This is a genomic window from Gloeobacter kilaueensis JS1, assembly GCF_000484535.1.
Taxonomy (GTDB): Bacteria; Cyanobacteriota; Cyanobacteriia; order Gloeobacterales; family Gloeobacteraceae; genus Gloeobacter; species Gloeobacter kilaueensis.
In genome coordinates, this window is record NC_022600.1 from 2,714,363 (window position 1) to 2,731,622 (window position 17,260).

Annotated in this window: 13 protein-coding genes, 2 tRNA genes and 2 rRNA genes; 5 read left to right on the forward strand and 12 right to left on the reverse strand. The window is 59.5% G+C overall.

The genetic code is table 11. The annotated features are described in order from the left end of the window. Window position 1 precedes the first annotated feature (1 nt). Window positions 2–3,103, reverse strand: coding sequence for an efflux RND transporter permease subunit (locus GKIL_RS12535; RefSeq protein ID WP_023174002.1), 3,102 nt, complete (start codon window positions 3,101–3,103; stop codon window positions 2–4). Window positions 3,104–3,590: 487 nt separating this feature from the next. On the opposite strand from GKIL_RS12535, the gene GKIL_RS12540 reads away from it, so the two are divergent. Both GKIL_RS12540 and GKIL_RS12545 read left to right on the forward strand, forming a co-directional pair. Beyond that, entirely contained in the window at window positions 3,591–4,391 is an 801-nt protein-coding gene (locus GKIL_RS12540) for a hypothetical protein (RefSeq protein ID WP_023174003.1), read from the forward strand. Continuing rightward, a complete protein-coding gene (locus GKIL_RS12545; protein ID WP_023174004.1) occupies window positions 4,388–5,500 on the forward strand; it encodes a hypothetical protein in 1,113 nt (370 codons plus the stop codon). Before GKIL_RS12540 ends, GKIL_RS12545 begins: the two co-directional genes overlap by 4 nt. Before the next feature lie 231 nt (window positions 5,501–5,731). Here the strand turns inward: GKIL_RS12545 and GKIL_RS12550 are convergent, their stop codons facing one another. The 6 genes from GKIL_RS12550 to GKIL_RS22710 form a co-directional block, all read right to left on the reverse strand. Continuing rightward, entirely contained in the window at window positions 5,732–6,454 is a 723-nt protein-coding gene (locus tag GKIL_RS12550; RefSeq protein ID WP_023174005.1) for a hypothetical protein, read from the reverse strand. 163 nt (window positions 6,455–6,617) lie between these two features. Continuing rightward, window positions 6,618–7,265 (reverse strand): hypothetical protein, encoded by a 648-nt coding sequence (locus GKIL_RS12555; protein ID WP_041243926.1) that lies wholly within the window; start codon window positions 7,263–7,265, stop codon window positions 6,618–6,620. Window positions 7,266–7,356: 91 nt separating this feature from the next. Beyond that, window positions 7,357–9,003, reverse strand: a complete 1,647-nt coding sequence (locus tag GKIL_RS12560) for a CBS domain-containing protein (protein WP_051382801.1) — start codon at window positions 9,001–9,003, stop codon at window positions 7,357–7,359. 3 nt (window positions 9,004–9,006) lie between these two features. Next, window positions 9,007–9,417 (reverse strand): universal stress protein, encoded by a 411-nt coding sequence (locus GKIL_RS12565; RefSeq protein ID WP_023174008.1) that lies wholly within the window; start codon window positions 9,415–9,417, stop codon window positions 9,007–9,009. 31 nt (window positions 9,418–9,448) lie between these two features. After that, window positions 9,449–10,567, reverse strand: coding sequence for an iron-containing alcohol dehydrogenase family protein (locus tag GKIL_RS12570; RefSeq protein WP_023174009.1), 1,119 nt, complete (start codon window positions 10,565–10,567; stop codon window positions 9,449–9,451). A 70-nt stretch (window positions 10,568–10,637) separates the two neighbouring features. Next, window positions 10,638–11,057: an acyl-CoA thioesterase gene (locus GKIL_RS22710; RefSeq protein ID WP_023174011.1), complete on the reverse strand. Its 420-nt coding sequence runs from the start codon at window positions 11,055–11,057 to the stop codon at window positions 10,638–10,640. 73 nt (window positions 11,058–11,130) lie between these two features. On the opposite strand from GKIL_RS22710, the gene GKIL_RS12580 reads away from it, so the two are divergent. From GKIL_RS12580 to GKIL_RS12590, 3 genes are read left to right on the forward strand one after another with little or no spacing between them, the layout of a single operon-like run. Next, the gene (locus tag GKIL_RS12580; protein ID WP_023174012.1) at window positions 11,131–11,853 is read left to right on the forward strand and encodes a hypothetical protein; all 723 of its coding nucleotides are present in this window, start codon (window positions 11,131–11,133) and stop codon (window positions 11,851–11,853) included. A 29-nt stretch (window positions 11,854–11,882) separates the two neighbouring features. Beyond that, entirely contained in the window at window positions 11,883–12,761 is an 879-nt protein-coding gene (locus GKIL_RS12585; RefSeq protein WP_023174013.1) for an SDR family oxidoreductase, read from the forward strand. Beyond that, complete coding sequence (locus GKIL_RS12590) at window positions 12,762–13,109, forward strand: MGMT family protein (protein ID WP_023174014.1); 348 nt, start codon at window positions 12,762–12,764, stop codon at window positions 13,107–13,109. Here the strand turns inward: GKIL_RS12590 and larB are convergent. The 5 genes from larB to GKIL_RS12615 all read right to left on the reverse strand — a co-directional run bounded on the left by larB (window position 13,030) and on the right by GKIL_RS12615 (window position 17,181). Further along, window positions 13,030–13,833, reverse strand: coding sequence for a nickel pincer cofactor biosynthesis protein LarB (larB, locus tag GKIL_RS12595; RefSeq protein WP_023174016.1), 804 nt, complete (start codon window positions 13,831–13,833; stop codon window positions 13,030–13,032). The two genes, GKIL_RS12590 and larB, sit on opposite strands and share 80 nt — an antisense overlap. Before the next feature lie 57 nt (window positions 13,834–13,890). After that, window positions 13,891–14,006, reverse strand: a 5S ribosomal RNA gene (gene rrf, locus GKIL_RS12600). Window positions 14,007–14,084: 78 nt separating this feature from the next. Further along, window positions 14,085–16,863 (reverse strand): 23S ribosomal RNA (locus tag GKIL_RS12605). Between the two features lie 158 nt (window positions 16,864–17,021). Beyond that, window positions 17,022–17,097, reverse strand: a tRNA-Ala gene (locus tag GKIL_RS12610). A gap of 10 nt (window positions 17,098–17,107) precedes the next feature. Beyond that, window positions 17,108–17,181: transfer RNA gene (locus GKIL_RS12615), tRNA-Ile, on the reverse strand. Window positions 17,182–17,260 lie beyond the last annotated feature (79 nt).

Consider the following 17,260-nt stretch of genomic DNA (forward strand, 5'->3'; position numbering starts at 1 on the left):
GCTACAGCTCCGCCTGCTGCTGTTCGCGCGCGAACAGTTGGTAGAGCGTCGGCAGCACTAGCAGCGTGAGGACCGTCGCCGAGATGAGGCCGCCGATAATCACGATCGCAAATGGCTTCTGGCTCTGGGAACCGATGCCATTGGAGAGGGCCGCCGGAACCAGGCCCAGGATAGCGACGGTCGCCGTCATCAGCACTGGCCGCATCCGCGTCAGCGCTCCTTCGTAGACGGCCTTGGCCGCCGGCAGCCCTTCGCGGCGCAGCTGGTTGATGTAGCTGACGAGGATGACACCATTCTGGACGGCTACCCCCGAAAGGGCGATGAACCCGACGCCGGCGGAGATGCTGAAGTAGGTGTGGGTCACGAACAGTCCCAGCACGCCCCCCAGGGCAGCCAGCGGCACCGCCACCAGGATGAGCAGCGCATTTGCTGCGGAGCCCAGGGCAAACAGCAAAATCACAAAGATCAAAGCGAGGGTCAAAGGCAGAATGACCAGCAACCGCTGGTTGGATTCTTGCTGGTACTGGTACTGGCCGCCCCAGACGATCTGATAGCCCGCCGGAAGCTGGACCTGCCGGCTCACCTTCTGCTGCGCCTCGCTGACCGAAGAACCGAGGTCGCGGCCCCGGACGTTTGCCTTGACGATCATCCGGCGCGAGTTGTCCTCGCGGTTGATGATCGCCGCACCGGTGACTGCCTCGACGTGGGCCACCTGGGCCAGGGGAATGGGGCCAACCGGGCCGGGCGGATCGACCAGCAGATTGTCCAGGGCGATCTGGCTATTGCGGAAGGGGCGGGCAAAGCGCACAAAGACGTTAAAGCGCCGCTCTCCCTCCGCCAGTTGGGTGGCGGTCCTGCCGCCCACCGCCGTCTGCACCAGATTGTCGATGTCTGAGACGTTGATGCCGTAGCGGGCCGCCGCGTCGCGATCGACGACGATCTGGTACTGGGGCTGGCCGAGCATCTTGTCGTCGGCGACATCGACCATCCCCGGCACACCGGCGACGATCGTCGCCACCGCGTCGCCCAGCCGCTGCAGTACCCGGATGTCCGGGCCAAAGATCTTGATGCCCACCTCGCCTTTTGCGCCGGAGATCGCCTCATCGACGTTGTCCTGGATGTACTGGGAAAAGTTATAGAGCACGTTGGGAATGACCGAAAGATCCCGGTTCATCGCCTCGATCAACTCTTCTTTGTTGCCGTGGAAGCGCGGACGCCACTGGGAGGTGGGCTTGAGGTCCACCAGAAACTCGATGTTGCTGAAGAGATTCGGGTCGGTGCCGTCGTCGGGCGAGCCTGTCTGGCTGGTGACGTTTTTGATCTCCGGATAGCGCATGACGATGAGGCGAATGCGTTGGGCAGTGGCCACTGCATTTTCGAGCGAGACCGAAGTCGGCAACATCGTCGCCCGCAGCCAGATATTGCCCTCGTCGAGGGCGGGCAGAAATTCTGAGCCGGTGTTGAAGAACAGAACGACCGCCATCGCTATCGCCGCCACCACCGCCAGGATCACAGGCCAGGGATGGGCCAGCACCCAACCCAGGGTTGGTTTATATAGCCGTCTTGCCCAGCTCACCACCGGGCTTTCGCGCTCGATGAGCGGCCTGCGGGTCATAAAAAATAGCACCAGCACCGGAATGATCGTCAGGGCGACCAGCACTGCGCCCAACAGGGCAAAGTTCATCGTAAAGGCGAGGGGCCGAAACAGCTTGCCCGCCACCCCACTAAAAGTAAAGATTGGCACAAAGCAGGAGATGATGATGCCGGTGGCAAAGAGAATGGGTCTGCCCACCTGCTTTGCCCCTTCGAGCACCAGATGGCTGCGGTCGAGCCAGTCGAGGTCGCGGCCCTCCTCGCTGAGGCGGCGGAAGGCGTTTTCGACCATGACCACCGCTCCATCGACGATGATGCCAAAGTCGATCGCACCCAGGGAGAGGAGGTTGGCGGGGATGCGGCAGAGATTAAGACAGATAAAGGCAAATAACAGCGCCAGGGGAATGACGGCGGCGGTGACCAGTCCGCTCGTGATGTCGAACAAAAAGACGATGAGCACCACCACCACCAGCACCACCCCCTCGGCGACGTTGTGGCCGATCGTATCGAGGGTCTCGCGCACGAGCTGGTTGCGGTCGTAGAGGGGCACCAGCCGGACACCGCTCGGCAGCGCCTGCTGGATCTGGGGAAATTTTTCGTACAGCCTTTCGATCACCCGCGAAGGATTTTCGCCGCGCCGCATCAGTACGATGCCCATCACCGCGTCATCTTCGAGATTCTTGCCAAACTGGCCCAGGCGCACACCGGCTCCGATCTCGACTGCGGCGACGTCCTTGATGCGGATGGGCGTGCCGTCGGGGGCAGCGGTCACTACCACCCGGTCGATGTCGTCGATATTGCGCAAAAGCCCCAACCCCCGGACAACATAAGCCTGGCCGTTGTTCTCGATGTAGTTGCCCCCCACCGTTTCGTTGGAGTTGGCGAGGGCCTGAAAAACCTGATCGAGGGTGAGACTAAAGGCGCGCAGGCGGCCAGGATCGATGTTGACCTGATAGGTCTTGACCGGTCCACCGAAACTGGTGACATCGATCACCCCCGGTATCTGACGAAATGCCTTCTCCAGCTGCCAGTCCTCGATCGCTTTTAGTTCGGTGGGCGAATAATATTTTGATTCGACCGTGTAGCGATAGATTTCGCCGATCGCCCCGGCATCCGGGTCGAGTTCGGGTTTGGCGTCGTCGGGAATGTCCGCTTGGTTGACCCGTTCGAGCACCTGCTGGCGGGCGAGGGTGGTGGGGGTTCCATCCTCGAAGGTGACACTAACCACTGACAGGCCCAAAAAAGAAATCGAGCGCAGGCTGGTCTCGTTTGGAATACCGCCCAGTTCTTTTTCGAGGGGAATTGTCACCAGCCGCTCGACTTCTTCGGCACCCTTGCCGGGCAAAATCGTGATCACGCGCACTTTCGGATCGGTGAACTCCGGATAGGCTTCGGTTTCGAGGGTTCTAAACGCCCAGTAACCGGCGACCAGCAACACCAGCGCAACTGCGACAGTGACGTAGCGGTGGCGCAGGGCAAGGGTGATCAGATTGTCGATCAATTTGTTCATCGGCTATTCCACCAGGACAGACAGTGTGGATCCCAGGCAAATCCAAAAAATGGCCAGCCCAAAAATCGCCGGAGTCACTGTTGACTCGACGATGAGTAAAAATCGAGCGCTACTTTAAACCAGCAACCATCGTTTCCGCAGCTATTTGCTACAGAAAATTGACGAAGAGCATTCTTCCTGGAGAAAGTAGAATTGTTGTGTTCGACGCCCTTCAGCAGCTTGTAAAAAGCGGGAAGGATGAAGCAACTTGCTCACGAATGGGTGCCGCCCCAGCGATTGGGGACAGACGTGTTCTTCTGCGAGGGTGTGTTTAGAGTAATTGGCCGGCTTTACTCGCGTATGACGATTCTGTGTATCCAGACTTCACATGATGAGAACAGGGTTGGTCTCTGTGCGGCCCCTGTCCGGCAGCGGTGCTTTGCTTGTCAGGTGCAAGCCTCCGTCACTACAAAAAGAATGCATAACCATTCAGTCGGCGGTAGCAGCGATGGGCAGGCGTCTGGGCACAGGAGCAATCATCAGTGGCCTCCTCAGCGTAGGTTTGCTGGTCGGTACGGCCTGGGCCGATCAAAAGCCCGCCGACGGCTCGCTGCAATCGTTTGTCACCAACTTGCTCGATTTTATTAAGACCGTTCAGGATACAACGTACAAGAGCATCGGTACCAGTTATCAAGAGCAGATCGAATCGCTCTACGGCGAGCAGGAAGGCTTCGACTACAGCCAGTTTATGGGAGCGCTGGGTCTACCCGACACCTTTTCCCTCGGCCTCAGCCTCACCGACGACAGCAACAGCGACCCGTTCAACCTTGGCCCCTACGCTCCGCGCACCCTCATCCAGCACCTGGTGGCCCGCGAGAGCAACCGGGCACTCACCAGAGCCACCCAGACCGACCGGCTCTCCGGCACCAACCAGGAACAGATCAAATCCGACAACGACGAGCTGCACAGTCGGCTTCAAGATTCTGCCGATCGGGCCGTCACCGCCGCCAACACCGCCAGCAGCGCCACATCGACCCAGGACACCCTCAAGCAGGTCAACCAGCAACTCGCCCTGGTCAATAGCTCAATCGTCTCGACTTCCCTCGAATCGCTGAAGTTGCAGACCGACTTTGCCGGAGGATTGGGCAACCTGCAGATGTTGATTTCCGACGTGGGCGAGGCGTTCGACGAGCAGGTGCGCGAGCGCTACTACCTGCGCTCCCAGCAGGCGCTGGGGACTGCCGCCTCAGCCTTTGAGGCCGGTGAGACCCTCGCCCGGCAACCGCTCAACAGTGAGCCTGCCCGATGATTGTGCTTGCCCAGGCGCTGCCCTCCTCGACCCCGGAGGCTGCCGCCGAGAGTCTGGCCCAGATTGCCCAGCAGGCGGCTGGCCAGAATCGCCTCTACTGGGACGGATTGTGGGAGAACCTGTTTAACAGCGGCCTCTGGCTGGGCCTCGAAAAGGCAACCGCCGTCGTCGCCGGGCTGGCGCTCCTGTTTTGGGGAGCCAATTTTTTACGGGGGCTCATCGAGGAGGACAGCACCCCGGCTCTCTCGGAGCTGCTCTGGCCCCTATTGGTCATCTTTGGGCTATTGCACAACAGCAGCGGCACCAGCAACCTGGCAGGCTGGATCAACTTTGCCCGCACCGTGCCCTACACGCTGGTGGACATCATCTCCGACTACGCCGAGCAGGGCCTCAACGACAGCGCTCAACCGCTCGATCTGCAAGATTCGATCTTGCTCGCCGAATACCGGGTGGGCATGGAGCAACTGGTGCGCAACCTCTACAACCAGTGCGCCGCCCTACCGGTGGGGCAGTTCCAGAGCTGCCTCAAAGAGCGCCAGCCGGATGTGGAGGCGATCGTCCAGATGGTGCGCGCTCGCAGCACCACCAGTTCCCCAGCTTTGGAGACCGCCACCCAGGAAATCGAGCAGGTCTTCAGCGGTCAGCTCGATCCCTACACCGGCACCAGCGCCACCCGCAACCTCTTCGCCCACGACGCGGCCCTCGACACGTTTTTGGTGATCTTGCTTTCTGCCCAGAAGAACACACTTCCCGCCATCGAGTACGCCCTCATCGTCTGCGCCACCCTTGCCCCCTTCTGCCTGGGAGCGAGCCTGCTGCCTCTGGGCAACCGGGCGATCCTCGGCTGGGGGGTGAGCTTTGCTGGTATCTGCACGACCTACGTGAGCTATTACATCCTGCTCGGGCTGGGGGCGAACAACTTTATCTACAACCAGGGCTTCGGCCTCGACAGTCCCGCTTTTTTGATGAAAAGCTGTCTGCTCGACCCACTGATTGCGATGGGGCTGGGCTTTGGCGGTGCCAGGGGACTGTTAAGCGGCGGCAGCAATTATCTAACTTCGCCCCACGGCTTTGGCTTTGGCCTCCTGCGCAAGCCGGGCAGCCCCTGAGCGACCGCAAGACCTCATACCAATGCACTCAATACTTGCGCGGTTTTGAGTGCGAAGTTGATCGGTAAATTGCTGGGAATTTAAGGAGCTTTTCCCCCACCCCTCCACACCCCCACCTGGCCCCAAAAGGGGCATGGGGGGTGTGGAGGGGTGGGGGAAAGTTTTTGTTGTCAAGCTGTGGAGAATCGAATCCCTGCTATCTAAGCAGGCTCACAGCTTATGGCAAGAGCGCTAGAAACCGCCCGCCGGTTTAGTAGTGGGCGCAGGCGCAGGACCACCTAGATCGGGCAGTTGTTTGAGCGCCTGCACTGTCCCACCCCCGAGTTGCCAGTTCTGGACGGTGCCGTTGTTGTAGAGAAGCTGGACATTGAGGGTGCGGTTGGGCAGGGCAGCGAGCGCCTGCTTGACCGGCACCAGATCGAAGCGGGTGCTGCCGGTGCTGCAATCTTCCGACGGGAAGTACGTACCAGGATCTGCGATCCAGCCACCCCAGAAGCCAAAGCCATAGGTCGGTGGAATATAGCGTGCTGCCTGGATCTGCCTGTCTTGAGCCGGGGTGGTGGAGACGATTTTCTTGATGCGCACCAGCAACTGACTACCGTCCAGCAAATTCACCTGCGCCAGATACGCTCCTTGAGAAGCGATGTCGGTGTCGCCCACGCAGTAGCGCACACCTACCTCCAAAATGTCCTGACCGGGCACATCGATCCACAACGAGGAGAAGCGCAATTTGGGCTGACTCGCGTTGAAGTCCTTGTCCTTGACAAAAGAAACCGATCCCACCGTGAACAGCTTGCTATAAGGTGCGGCCTTGACAGCGACAGCTACCTCGGTAGGACTGAGTTGACTATCGAAAGCTGAGATAGAGGCAGGCAGCGGTTGAGCAGAAGCAGACGAACTGGCTGCCACAATCAGGCTCGACAAGAGCAGCAGCAAAAAGCGATTGTCTGGCATCGTGGATACTCCTTGATCCTGCAGGAACAGTTGGTTAGGGCCGAACAGATTGAAGTACAGCCCCAAACGGCTCCGTCGAGCCTGGCCCAATTGTAGAACAGTACCTGTAGTTCTCTCGTTTACCGAAATGGAAGTTCATTTCGATTATTTGAGGACAAAGGTTCTAGAGCGAGGCCGTGATAAAAAGAAGCCACCGCTGTAGGCCATTGTTTCCAGCAGGAGTGAAAAAATTCTGCAGCCGGTAGAGCTGGCCGTTGTTGAGTAGAAGTGTTGTACGTATCTTTTGCCGGGAGAGATTTGGGTAACGGCCACCACCAGATTCGGGCACAGATCCCTCGAAACTGAGACGGGAAACGATCTTGCCATCTGGCCGAACCACCGGCTCCAGTTCAACTGTTGCATCGGCGTTTACCGATGTATAACCCGAATTGCTCAATTCTGTACGTAGATCATTGGCGACAAACGAGAAGCCCTTCTCACCGCTGAGAATGACGAGTCTGGAGTCTACGAGTTGTGCTGCTCTGCCCTCGCCAGCAAGGGCATTGGCCAGCTTCAGCCAGGACACCGCATCGTCCGTGGTAGGGACAGCGGTTGCCGGTAGCTCAAAGATTTTCACGGAGAAGGTGATTTGCTGGTTGGACTTGTTGACTCCCTGAATCGCCCGTTCGTCTCTAGAAACGGGAGGAGTGGACGGTTGGGGTGTAGATGGGGCCGGTGCGGGAGTTGTCTGGGCCAGTGCCGGCAGGGCGTACAAGCCAGCGATGAACGAGAAGGCAATCAGGCTTTTGATAAACACAAAAAGTACCCCCAAAAATCGCTCGTAGTTTACCCCACAACCGGGTTTCCCAAAAGAGGACTTCGCGCAAATTCGCAAGATTGCACAAGGGGTTGCGGCTCAGGCTTCAAAGATATCGCTCGCGCACCCAGTCGATCGCCTCCTCTCGCGTTTGCAGTGTGCCTGCCAGCTGTGCCGCAAAGGCTGCTTCAAGGATGGCCCGAAAGGTAGGGCCAGCCTTGAAGCCCAGTTCTTTCAAATCCTTGCCGTTTAATAGCCGGGGTTGCTCGCGCAAGCCGAGATACAAAAGCAAGTGCTCCCGCTGCGGTTCTTCTTCCAGGCTGGCAAGCAACAGCACCGCCTCCGGGCTCCAGTCGGCTAGTTGCCGATGAAGCGCAGGGGCGCTCCGGTCAGCCCACCGGGGCAACTCGGGACATAGAGAACGGACTTTTTCGATGCGCTGGCGTGCTGCGCCGTCGAGGGGCAGTTTCCAGGCTGCCTCTGGACCTACCGCAAGGAGCAACCGCTCCAACCGCAGTTGGGCAGCAGGCACTTTCAGCGGCAGGGAAATTCCTGAGAGCCACTCCAGCCCCGAACGCAGGCGATTGTCCAGATGGAGCTGCGGATGGATGCAGCGCAGCGCCTGCAGGCGATCGAGACACAGGAGCGCTTCCAACCAGAAGGGGGCGGCGAGCAGATAAAGAAGTTCAGTTCTCAAACGCTCGCCGCCGTACAGATCGTGCAGGCCACCGCTGACGCTACGGACGATGAAGGTCTCCGTCTGGGGGGCGATCGTAAAGCCGAGCTTGAGGGCAAAGCGCACGGCCCGAAAAATGCGCGTCGGATCTTCGATGAAGCTGTTCGGGTGCAGCACCCGCACCAGCCGGTTGCTCAGATCGATTGCTCCGCCAAAAAAGTCGATGAGCTGCCAGGCGCGGGGACCATTCAAGCAGATGGCGAGGGCGTTGATCGTAAAGTCGCGCCGATAGAGATCGAGCCGGATCGAGGCGCTTTCGACCTCCGGGTTCGCCCCCGGTCGCGGATAAAATTCGGTCCGGGCCGTTGCCAGATCGAGTACGAAGCCATCGGGCCAACTTAAAGAAGCGGTCTGGTACTTCTCGAATGCCTCAAAGCGCACGGTGATATCCTCTTCGGCAATGCGGCGGGCCAGTTGCACTGCCACCCCTGCTTCGCCGGTGCGCCCCTCGACTACGACATCGAGATCCTCAGAAGTGCGATCCAGCAGCAGGTCGCGCACGGCCCCCCCCACCAGGTAGGCGACTAGGCCCAGGGCATCGGCGCTCTTCGATACCTGCAGCAGTGCCTCACGGGCGCGGGGAGAAAGCTGGCGCTCAAGCCTTTCATCCACCGAACGAAAAAGGGGCAGAGAGCTGGTGCGTTCCTGGTAGTGCTGGCGAATCAGGTCGGTGCGGGTGATGATCCCGATTGGCTTACCCTCGACGACCACCGGCACCCGACCGATGTCGTAGATGACCATCAACTGCTCAATTTCAGCGAGCGGTGCGGCGGGGCCGACGCTGAGCACCGTCGCCGTCATAAAGTTTCTGACCGGAGCGGCGGCAAAGCCGTGGTGCAGGGCCACATCGAGGTCGCGGCGCGAAATGATGCCGACGAGCTGGCCGGAAGAACTTTCAACGACCGGCATCGCCCCGTGGCCGTGGCGGGTCAGTTGATCGCGCGCCTCCGCAAGGGACTGCTCGGGGCGGAGGGTGCGCACCGGGGCAGACATAATATCGCGGGCAATGACGGGCACAAATCAGGGCACCACCAGCACCGGACAGGGGGCGAGGTTGATCACCCGGTCACTGGTGCTGTGCTGCTTGCCTTCTTCGGTCAGACCCAGACCACGGCTGCCCATGACGATGAGCCCGGTGCCCGTCTCGTCGGCTACATCGCAGATGACAAAGGCGGTCTTGCCTTCTTCGATGCGCGCCTGGCTCACGAATCCTTCAGTCTGCAGGCGCTCGCGCACCTTCTGGGCCAGAGTCTGTGCCCGCTCGCGCACCTGGGCGAGATGGCTCTCCCGCTCGGGCAGATCGTCCGGCAGATCTACGACCGAAAGCAGCAACAGCTTGCTGTTGTACTTGCCTGCCAGGTTGAGCGCCATCTGCAGGGCGCGCTCGCTCTCCGGCGAACTGTTGAGCGGCAACAAGATCAGATCAAACATTGCCCTTCTCCGCCACCACCCATAGCTTAGACTAGCGACGCCAGCCAGGATACACCGGTTGCTCGCTGCTGTCGCGCAGGACAGCAAACACCTGCTGAGCATTCACCTCAAAGGGCAGATGGTGAATGTCGGAGTCAGGCCGGCAGCACAACTCGGCCACCTGATAGAGCTGCTCGTCGCCGATGGACCCCAGCTGTAAATCGGCCAGGGCAAGCGGCAGGCCCACCTCGCGGTAAAACTGCTCAAGCTGCTCGCGGGCAATCCCGGCCAGCCGCTGGCGACCGACGTTTTCTTCGAGGCGCAACTGCAGCAAAATGCCCAGGGCGACCTTCTCGCCGTGGAGCGAGCGGCGCGTCGCAGGCAGGCTCGTGAGGGCATTGTGGATGGCGTGGGCGGCGACCGTGCGGCAGCGCGCCCCCCCCAGTCCACCGACCACTCCAGCCAGGCAGATGCTCGCATCGACCATCTGCTCCCAGGCGCGGCCACCCACCTCGCGCACCGCCTGCCCGCCCAGCAGCAAGATCAAATCCCGCAGCACCCGCGCCTGCTGGACGGCGCTGATGACGAGCGGATCGTCGGATTCGCCGGAACTCACGGACGCCTCGTACCACTTAGCCAGAGCGTCGCCCATGCCGCTAATCAGGGTGCGGACCGGAGCGGTGGCGATGAGGTCGTAGTCGATGAGCAGCCCTTCTGGGGCGTGGTCCAGCTCGACCCCATAAAGCCACATTCCTGCTTCTGAGTAGATATTCGAGAGGGGAGCCCAGCCGGCACAGGTGGCGGCGGAAGTGGGCACCGCGATCACCGGCAGTTGGGCCCGCGAAGCGACAAGCTTGGCCATATCGAGCGCCTTGCCGCCTCCCAGACCGACGATCACATCGTGGCGGGCAGCGACATCGACCAGGCGCTCGGCACTCTGTTCGGTGCAATCGATGCCGTAGTGATCGAAGCCTGCCTGCAACCCGGCGCTGTCGAAAAGCGCTGTGACAGTTTCCTGCCAGCGCTCCAGTGTCTGCGGGCCACCAATAACGAGCGGACGGCTGCCCCACCGGCGTACCCATTCCCCCAGCAGGCCCACCGTCCCACGTCCGCGCCGGATCTGTCCGGGGGCAACCACGCTCTGCGGAGCCAAAGCGAACGACCTGTCCAACGGTTCACTCCCATCAAGAAGTTGCTCTTTCTAATTAGTAACTTTTTTCGGTGCCATCCGTGTGCCCCTGTCAGCCGGGCAGCCTCAGCCGCTCCAGCGCGTCCGGGGCAGCGACAGCTTTGTTGATTTCAAGGTTGAGCATGACGACCTGGACGAGGGCGCGGGCACAGAGATTTCCCTCGCCGGTGTGGATGAACTGGTTGAAGATCAGCCGGGCCAGCTTCAGCTCGGTGAGTGCAGTGCGGACGACCACCTGATCCGGGTCGCGGCCCCGGATGATGCCGCGCAGATAGTCGAGTTCGAGGCGCACCACTGCCGGGGCCAGCGTCGGCTGCAGCAAGTTGAGGCGGTTGCGCCCGGCCCAGTCTACCCGTCCGGCTTCGAGAAATTCGACGTAGACGGCGTTGTTGAGGTAGGCCGCGTAGTCGTAGTCGTTCGGTCGAATCGCAAGGACAATCTCACTTTCTGCGAAGGCACTCGCTTCGAGCACGGGTCACCCCTCACTGGCGCTAGATTCTGAAGGGCAATTTTATCCTGCCCGGTAGAATGCTAGGTTTTTGGGCATGACGATCATCGTTGCGCTCAAAGTTGCCGCCGGCCTCGTCGTGGCCGCTGACTCCCGACTCACCGTCCTCGACGACCATCGGGCGGTTTTTCTCTCGGATACCAACTTCAAGCTCTTTGGTGTGCGGGGCTACCCTCTGAGCGTTCTTACCTGCGGCAGCAGCTTTCTGGAGGAGCGGGCGATCGCCAGCTGGCTTGAACATCTGGTGCAGGACGCTGCCGGACGACAGGCAGAATGGTCCACTGTCGCCGATGAACTTGCCCAATTGCTGCCGCCCCCCGACCAGGGCTCGATCACCTACTTGTTGGTCGGCTTTGAGCGCAATGCAATCCGGGGTGCCGACGCGCAGATGCTCAAGATCAACCGCTTTGCCTCCGGCGAAGTTCACCGCTTTGACCTGAGCAACTCGGCCATCTTCTGGGACGGCGAATTTGAGGCGCTGACCCGGCTACTTTTAGGCTTTGCCCCCGCCTACGCCGATCTCGTTGCCGCTGGCCCAGCGAAGGGCCAGGGCGAGGCGTTCATTCCCTACTACGCCTTCAGCCTCCAGGAGGGCGTCGAGTACGTCGAATTTTTGGTGCGCACCCAGATCCAGTTCCAGCGATTCGCTGCCCAGCCTCAGACCTGCGGCGGAGCGATCGACGTGGCGACGATCACACCGGAGGACGGTTTTCAGTGGGTTCGCCGCAAGGCTATCCCCCCTTACAACTATCTGGGCTAGCATTTGGTTGTGCGACCCAAAAATGTAGTATGTTCCTGGTCACCGGTGCCACGGGTAGCCTGGGCCGACGCATCGTGCGGTCCCTGTGCAGGCGCGGCGAGTCTGTACGGGCTTTCGTGCGTCTTGAAGCCCGCTACGCCGATCTCGAACAGTTGGGTGCTGAAATCTTTATCGGTGATCTGTGCCACCGCGAGCTTATCGAGCGCGCCCTGCAGGGCGTCCGCTATGTGATTAGCGCCCACGGCAGCGGCCCCGGCGGCAACGTCTCTCAGGTCGATTACCAGGCCAACATCGACCTCATCGAAGCGGCCCAAAAACAGGCCGTGGACCACTTCGTCTTCGTCTCAGTGCTGGGAGCCGACCGCTACTACGACGACGCCCCTGTCTTCAAGGCCAAGCGCGAAGTCGAAAAGTATCTCTCCCGCCACAGCCTGCCCTACACCATTCTCCGGCCCTCCGGCTTCGCCTCCGATCTACTGGCCCGTGCCCGCAACTTCGAGCGCACCGGCTTTTACTTGCTTATCGGGCGAAAAGAAAACCGCACCTCGATCGTCAGTACCGACGATCTCAGCGAGATTGCGATTCATTGTGTAAGCCTCCCGGAGGCGCGCAACCGCACCTTTGCCGTCGGCGGCCCCGAATCGCTGCGCCGCGACGAGATTCCGTGCATCTTCGAGAAGGTCTTCAATCGGGCAGGCCAGATCCTGCATCTGCCCATCGAGGTGTTCGATGCCGCTCGTTCGCTGATCGGTCTGGTCAACCCGGCTATTGGCCGCGATCTAGGTACCCTGCGGGTGCTTCTGGCCAACGAGTACACCTGCGACCCGCACGAAGTCCAGCAGGTCTTCAGCATCGAACTCGAATCGCTCCATCACTTTTTGCGCCGCAACCTCCAGTTCTCGACATAAATGCCTGACGAGCGGCTCTACGAACGCATCTATGCAACAGTCCGCCAGATCCCGGCGGGCAAAGTTGCCACCTACGGTCAGGTGGCACACCTGGCCGGACTACCGGGCCGGGCCCGCCAGATCGGTTACGCCCTTTTTCGCGTCGCTCCCGGCTCCGAGATTCCCTGGCAGCGGGTAGTTAACGCTCGCGGAGAAATTTCTGAATCGCCCCACCGCCTCGGCAACGACGACTACCAGCGCACGTTGCTCGTGGCAGAAGGTGTGATCTTTAACCAGCAGGGTCAGATTGACTTGGCGGTGTACCGGTGGCAGCCTGCAAGCGCCCCGCCGAGCGCAGAATCTGAATAGCGAGCATCGCCGCCCCAAAGCCATTGTCGATGTTGACGACGCCAATCCCTGCAGCACAGCTATTGAGCATGGCAAGCAGTGGGGCGAGTCCGCCAAAGTGTGCCCCATAACCGACGCTGGTTGGTACAGCGATCACGGGCACCTCCACAAGGCCACCGACGACGCTGGCGAGTGCTCCTTCCATGCCCGCAACGACGATGAGCACGTCCGCCTGCCCCAATAGTTCAAGGTTATCCAGCAGGCGATGGATACCGGCTACTCCTACATCCCAGAGGCGCACTACCCGCGCACTACCCAATAGTTCGACGATGAGGGCGGCCTCCTCCGCTACCGGGCCATCGGCGGTGCCGGCGCTGACGACCCCAACGCAGCCGGGCAGGTGCCGCTCGCCCAAAGCCGGGTTAAACAGCGCACAGAGTCTGGCCTGAGGATAATAGCGGATCCCCGGTAGACGCGCTGCCACCTGATCGAAGAGCGGCGCTTCGACGCGGGTAGCAACCGAGACGGGATTGTGCGGTTGCAGGCGCTCAAGAATAAGGGCGATCTGTTCCGCCGTCTTGCCCGGCCCCCAGACGACCTCCGGCAAACCCGTGCGCCGGGTACGAGCGTGATCGAGCCTGGCAAAAGCCAGCGTCTCATAGCGCAGCTTCGCCGTTGCCTCAGCGACGGAGAGCCGCCCGGCAGCGACATCTTGCAACAACTCCTGGAGTGGATCGCTCTTCATCTCGCCTAAAGCAAAAAGCCCCAGCTGCTGAGCTAGAGCTTTTGGTTAAAAATATTTCCCTGGCACCGGGCTATTTTCCCAGGAAGCTGCCCTCCAAGTATCTTCGCTGCTGCAGCGTTTAACGTCCGAGTTCGGGATGGATCGGCGTGGGTCCACTGCGCCTGAGCACCAGGAAAACCTGTGATGTTGCATCAAAAGGCAACACCTTGAAGACTGCATAGTGACAAAATCAACAACAACCAACCAATGAGTAAGTCAAGCCTTCGGCCTATTAGTACTCCTCGGCTGAACGCATTGCTGCGCTTACACCTGGAGCCTATCAACGGGTGGTCTTCCCGTGGCCTTATCAAAGGAGAGTGCTCATCTTGAGGTGGGCTTCCCACTTAGATGCTTTCAGCGGTTATCCACTCCCGACATGGCTACCCTGCGTTTACCGTTGGTACGATAACAGGTACACCAGCGGTCAGTCCCTCCCGGTCCTCTCGTACTAGGGAGAGCTCCTCTCAACACTCTTGCGCTTGTACCGGATATGGACCGAACTGTCTCACGACGTTCTGAACCCAGCTCACGTGCCGCTTTAATGGGCGAACAGCCCAACCCTTGGGACGTACTACCGCCCCAGGTTGCGACGAGCCGACATCGAGGTGCCAAACCTCCCCGTCGATGTGGACTCTTGGGGGAGATCAGCCTGTTATCCCTAGAGTAACTTTTATCCGTTGAGCGACGGCCCTTCCATGCAGAACCGTCGGATCACTAAGGCCGACTTTCGTCCCTGCTCGACTTGTAGGTCTCGCAGTCAAGCTCCCTTATGCCTTTACACTCTGCGGCTGATTTCCGACCAGCCTGAGGGAACCTTTGCGCGCCTCCGTTACCGTTTAGGAGGCGACCGCCCCAGTCAAACTCCCCGCCTGAAACTGTCCCCGTAGGTTAGAATCCAGACCTTGTCAGAGCGGTATCTCACCGTTGCCTCCACTCCCCCCGCAAGGAAAGTCTCATCGGCTCCCGCCTATCCTGCGCAGACAAAGCCCGAACCCAATTTCAAGTTAGAGTAAAGCTTCATAGGGTCTTTCTGTCCGGGTACAAGTAGTCCGTATCTTCACAGACAATCCTATTTCGCCGAGTCCCTCTTCGAGACAGCGCTCTGATCGTTACTCCTTTCGTGCAGGTCGGAACTTACCCGACAAGGAATTTCGCTACCTTAGGACCGTTATAGTTACGGCCGCCGTTCACCGGGGCTTAGGTCGCCAGCTTCGCTTGCGCTAACCAGCTTCCGTAACCTTCCGGCACTGGGCAGGAGTCAGCCCCTATACGTCGCCTTACGGCTTTGCAGAGACCTGTGTTTTTGGTAAACAGTCGCCAGAGCCCTTTCACTGCGACCCCCTCGCGGGGGCACCCCTTCTTCCGAAGTTACGGGGCTATTTTGCCGAGTTCCTTAAAGAGGGTTATCTCGCGCTCCTTGGTATTCTCTACCAGCACACCTGTGTCGGTTTCGGGTACGGGTGCGCGCTTTCAACGTTTGTTGGCTTTTCTCGGCACTACTTTAGCCAAACCGTCCCCGTAGGGACTCCCCAAACCAGTAAGGGTTATGGCATATCCTCATGCGTCCCCAACAAACTCCAGCGACGCAGCACAGGAATATACACCTGTTGTCCATCGACTACGCCGTTCGGCTTCGCCTTAGGTCCCGGCTAACCCTCCGCGGACGAACCTTCCGGAGGAAACCTTGTGCTTTCGGAGCATTGGATTCTCACCAATGTTTGCGCTACTCAAGCCGACATTCTCACTTCCGCCTCGTCCACGCCTGCTTACGCTAACGCTTCAGCCTACTGCGGAACGCTCCCCTACCATAAATCCACAACTTCGGTACGTGGCTTAGCCCCGTTCATTTTCGGCGCAGGATCGCTTGACCAGTGAGCTATTACGCACTCTTTCAAGGGTGGCTGCTTCTAGGCCAACCTCCTGGTTGTCTGTGCAATCCCACCTCCTTAATCACTTAGCCACAATTTGGGGACCTTAGTTGGTGGTCTGGGCTGTTTCCCTCTCGACAATGGAGCTTATCCCCCACTGTCTCACTGCCGGGTTCTGTTGAATGGTATTCGGAGTTTGGCTCGATTTGGTACCGCTCTCGCAGCCCGCACCGAATCAGTGCTCTACCCCCACTCATAAACACCCAACGCTGTGCCTAAACACATTTCGGGGAGAACCAGCTATCGCCTAGTTCGATTGGCATTTCACCCCTAACCACAGCTCATCCGCCGATTTTTCAACATCGGTCGGTTCGGACCTCCACTTGGTGTTACCCAAGCTTCATCCTGGCCATGGTTAGATCACCAGGCTTCGGGTCTACGACCAGTGACAAACGCCCTATTCAGACTCGCTTTCGCTTTGGCTCCGCCATTTTCGGCTTAACCCGCCACTGACCGTAACTCGCCGGCTCATTCTTCAACAGGCACGCGGTCACACGTTAAATCGTGCTCCCACTGCTTGTAGGCATACGGTTTCATGTTCTATTTCACTCCCCTTCCGGGGTTCTTTTCACCTTTCCCTCGCGGTACTAATCGCTATCGGTCACAGACAGTGTTTAGCCTTACGAGATGGTCCTCGCAGATTCACACGGGATTTCACGTGCCCCGTGCTACTCAGGATACAGCCAGGGTTTGTCAACTTTCGGCTACGGGACTATCACCCGCTCTGGTCGGCTTTTCCAAGCCGTTCGCCTAGCTGACGCACTCCAGATAGCTGTCCTACAACCCCGGCAGGTCGTAACCCACCGGTTTGGGCTCTTCCCCGTTCGCTCGCCACTACTAAGGGAATCGTTTTTACTTTCTTTTCCTCAGGCTACTAAGATGTTTCAATTCGCCTGGTTCCCGTCCTTGCGGACGACATCCGGTTAAGGATGCCGGGTTCCCCCATTCGGAGACCGACGGATCAAAGCTTGCTTCCAGCTCCCCGTCGCGTTTCGTCGGTAGCCACGTCCTTCATCGGCTGACTGTGCCTAGGTATCCACCGTACGCCCTGTGTAGCTTGACTTACACGCTGCCGGTTACATCAAATTCGTAACCGGCCCATTGGTGGTCTACTTGTTGACTTGTTACGTCACTATGCAGTTTTCAAGGTGCTGATTTTTTGCAGATCCCCAAGGTAGCATATTGCTCTCGGGAACGCAATTGGAAGCTTTCGCTCCAGAGTGGTGGAGACAAGCGGACTCGAACCGCTGACCTCCTGCGTGCAAAGCAGGCGCTCTACCAGCTGAGCTATGCCCCCAAACCGGATGTGGGCCATCCTGGACTCGAACCAGGGACCTCACCCTTATCAGGGGTGCGCTCTAACCACCTGAGCTAATAGCCCAAAATCTGTAGCCTCGCAGCTACGAAGCCGAACCGCGAATAGTTTGAAAGCCACAAACTCGTCGACCTAGGATACCGGA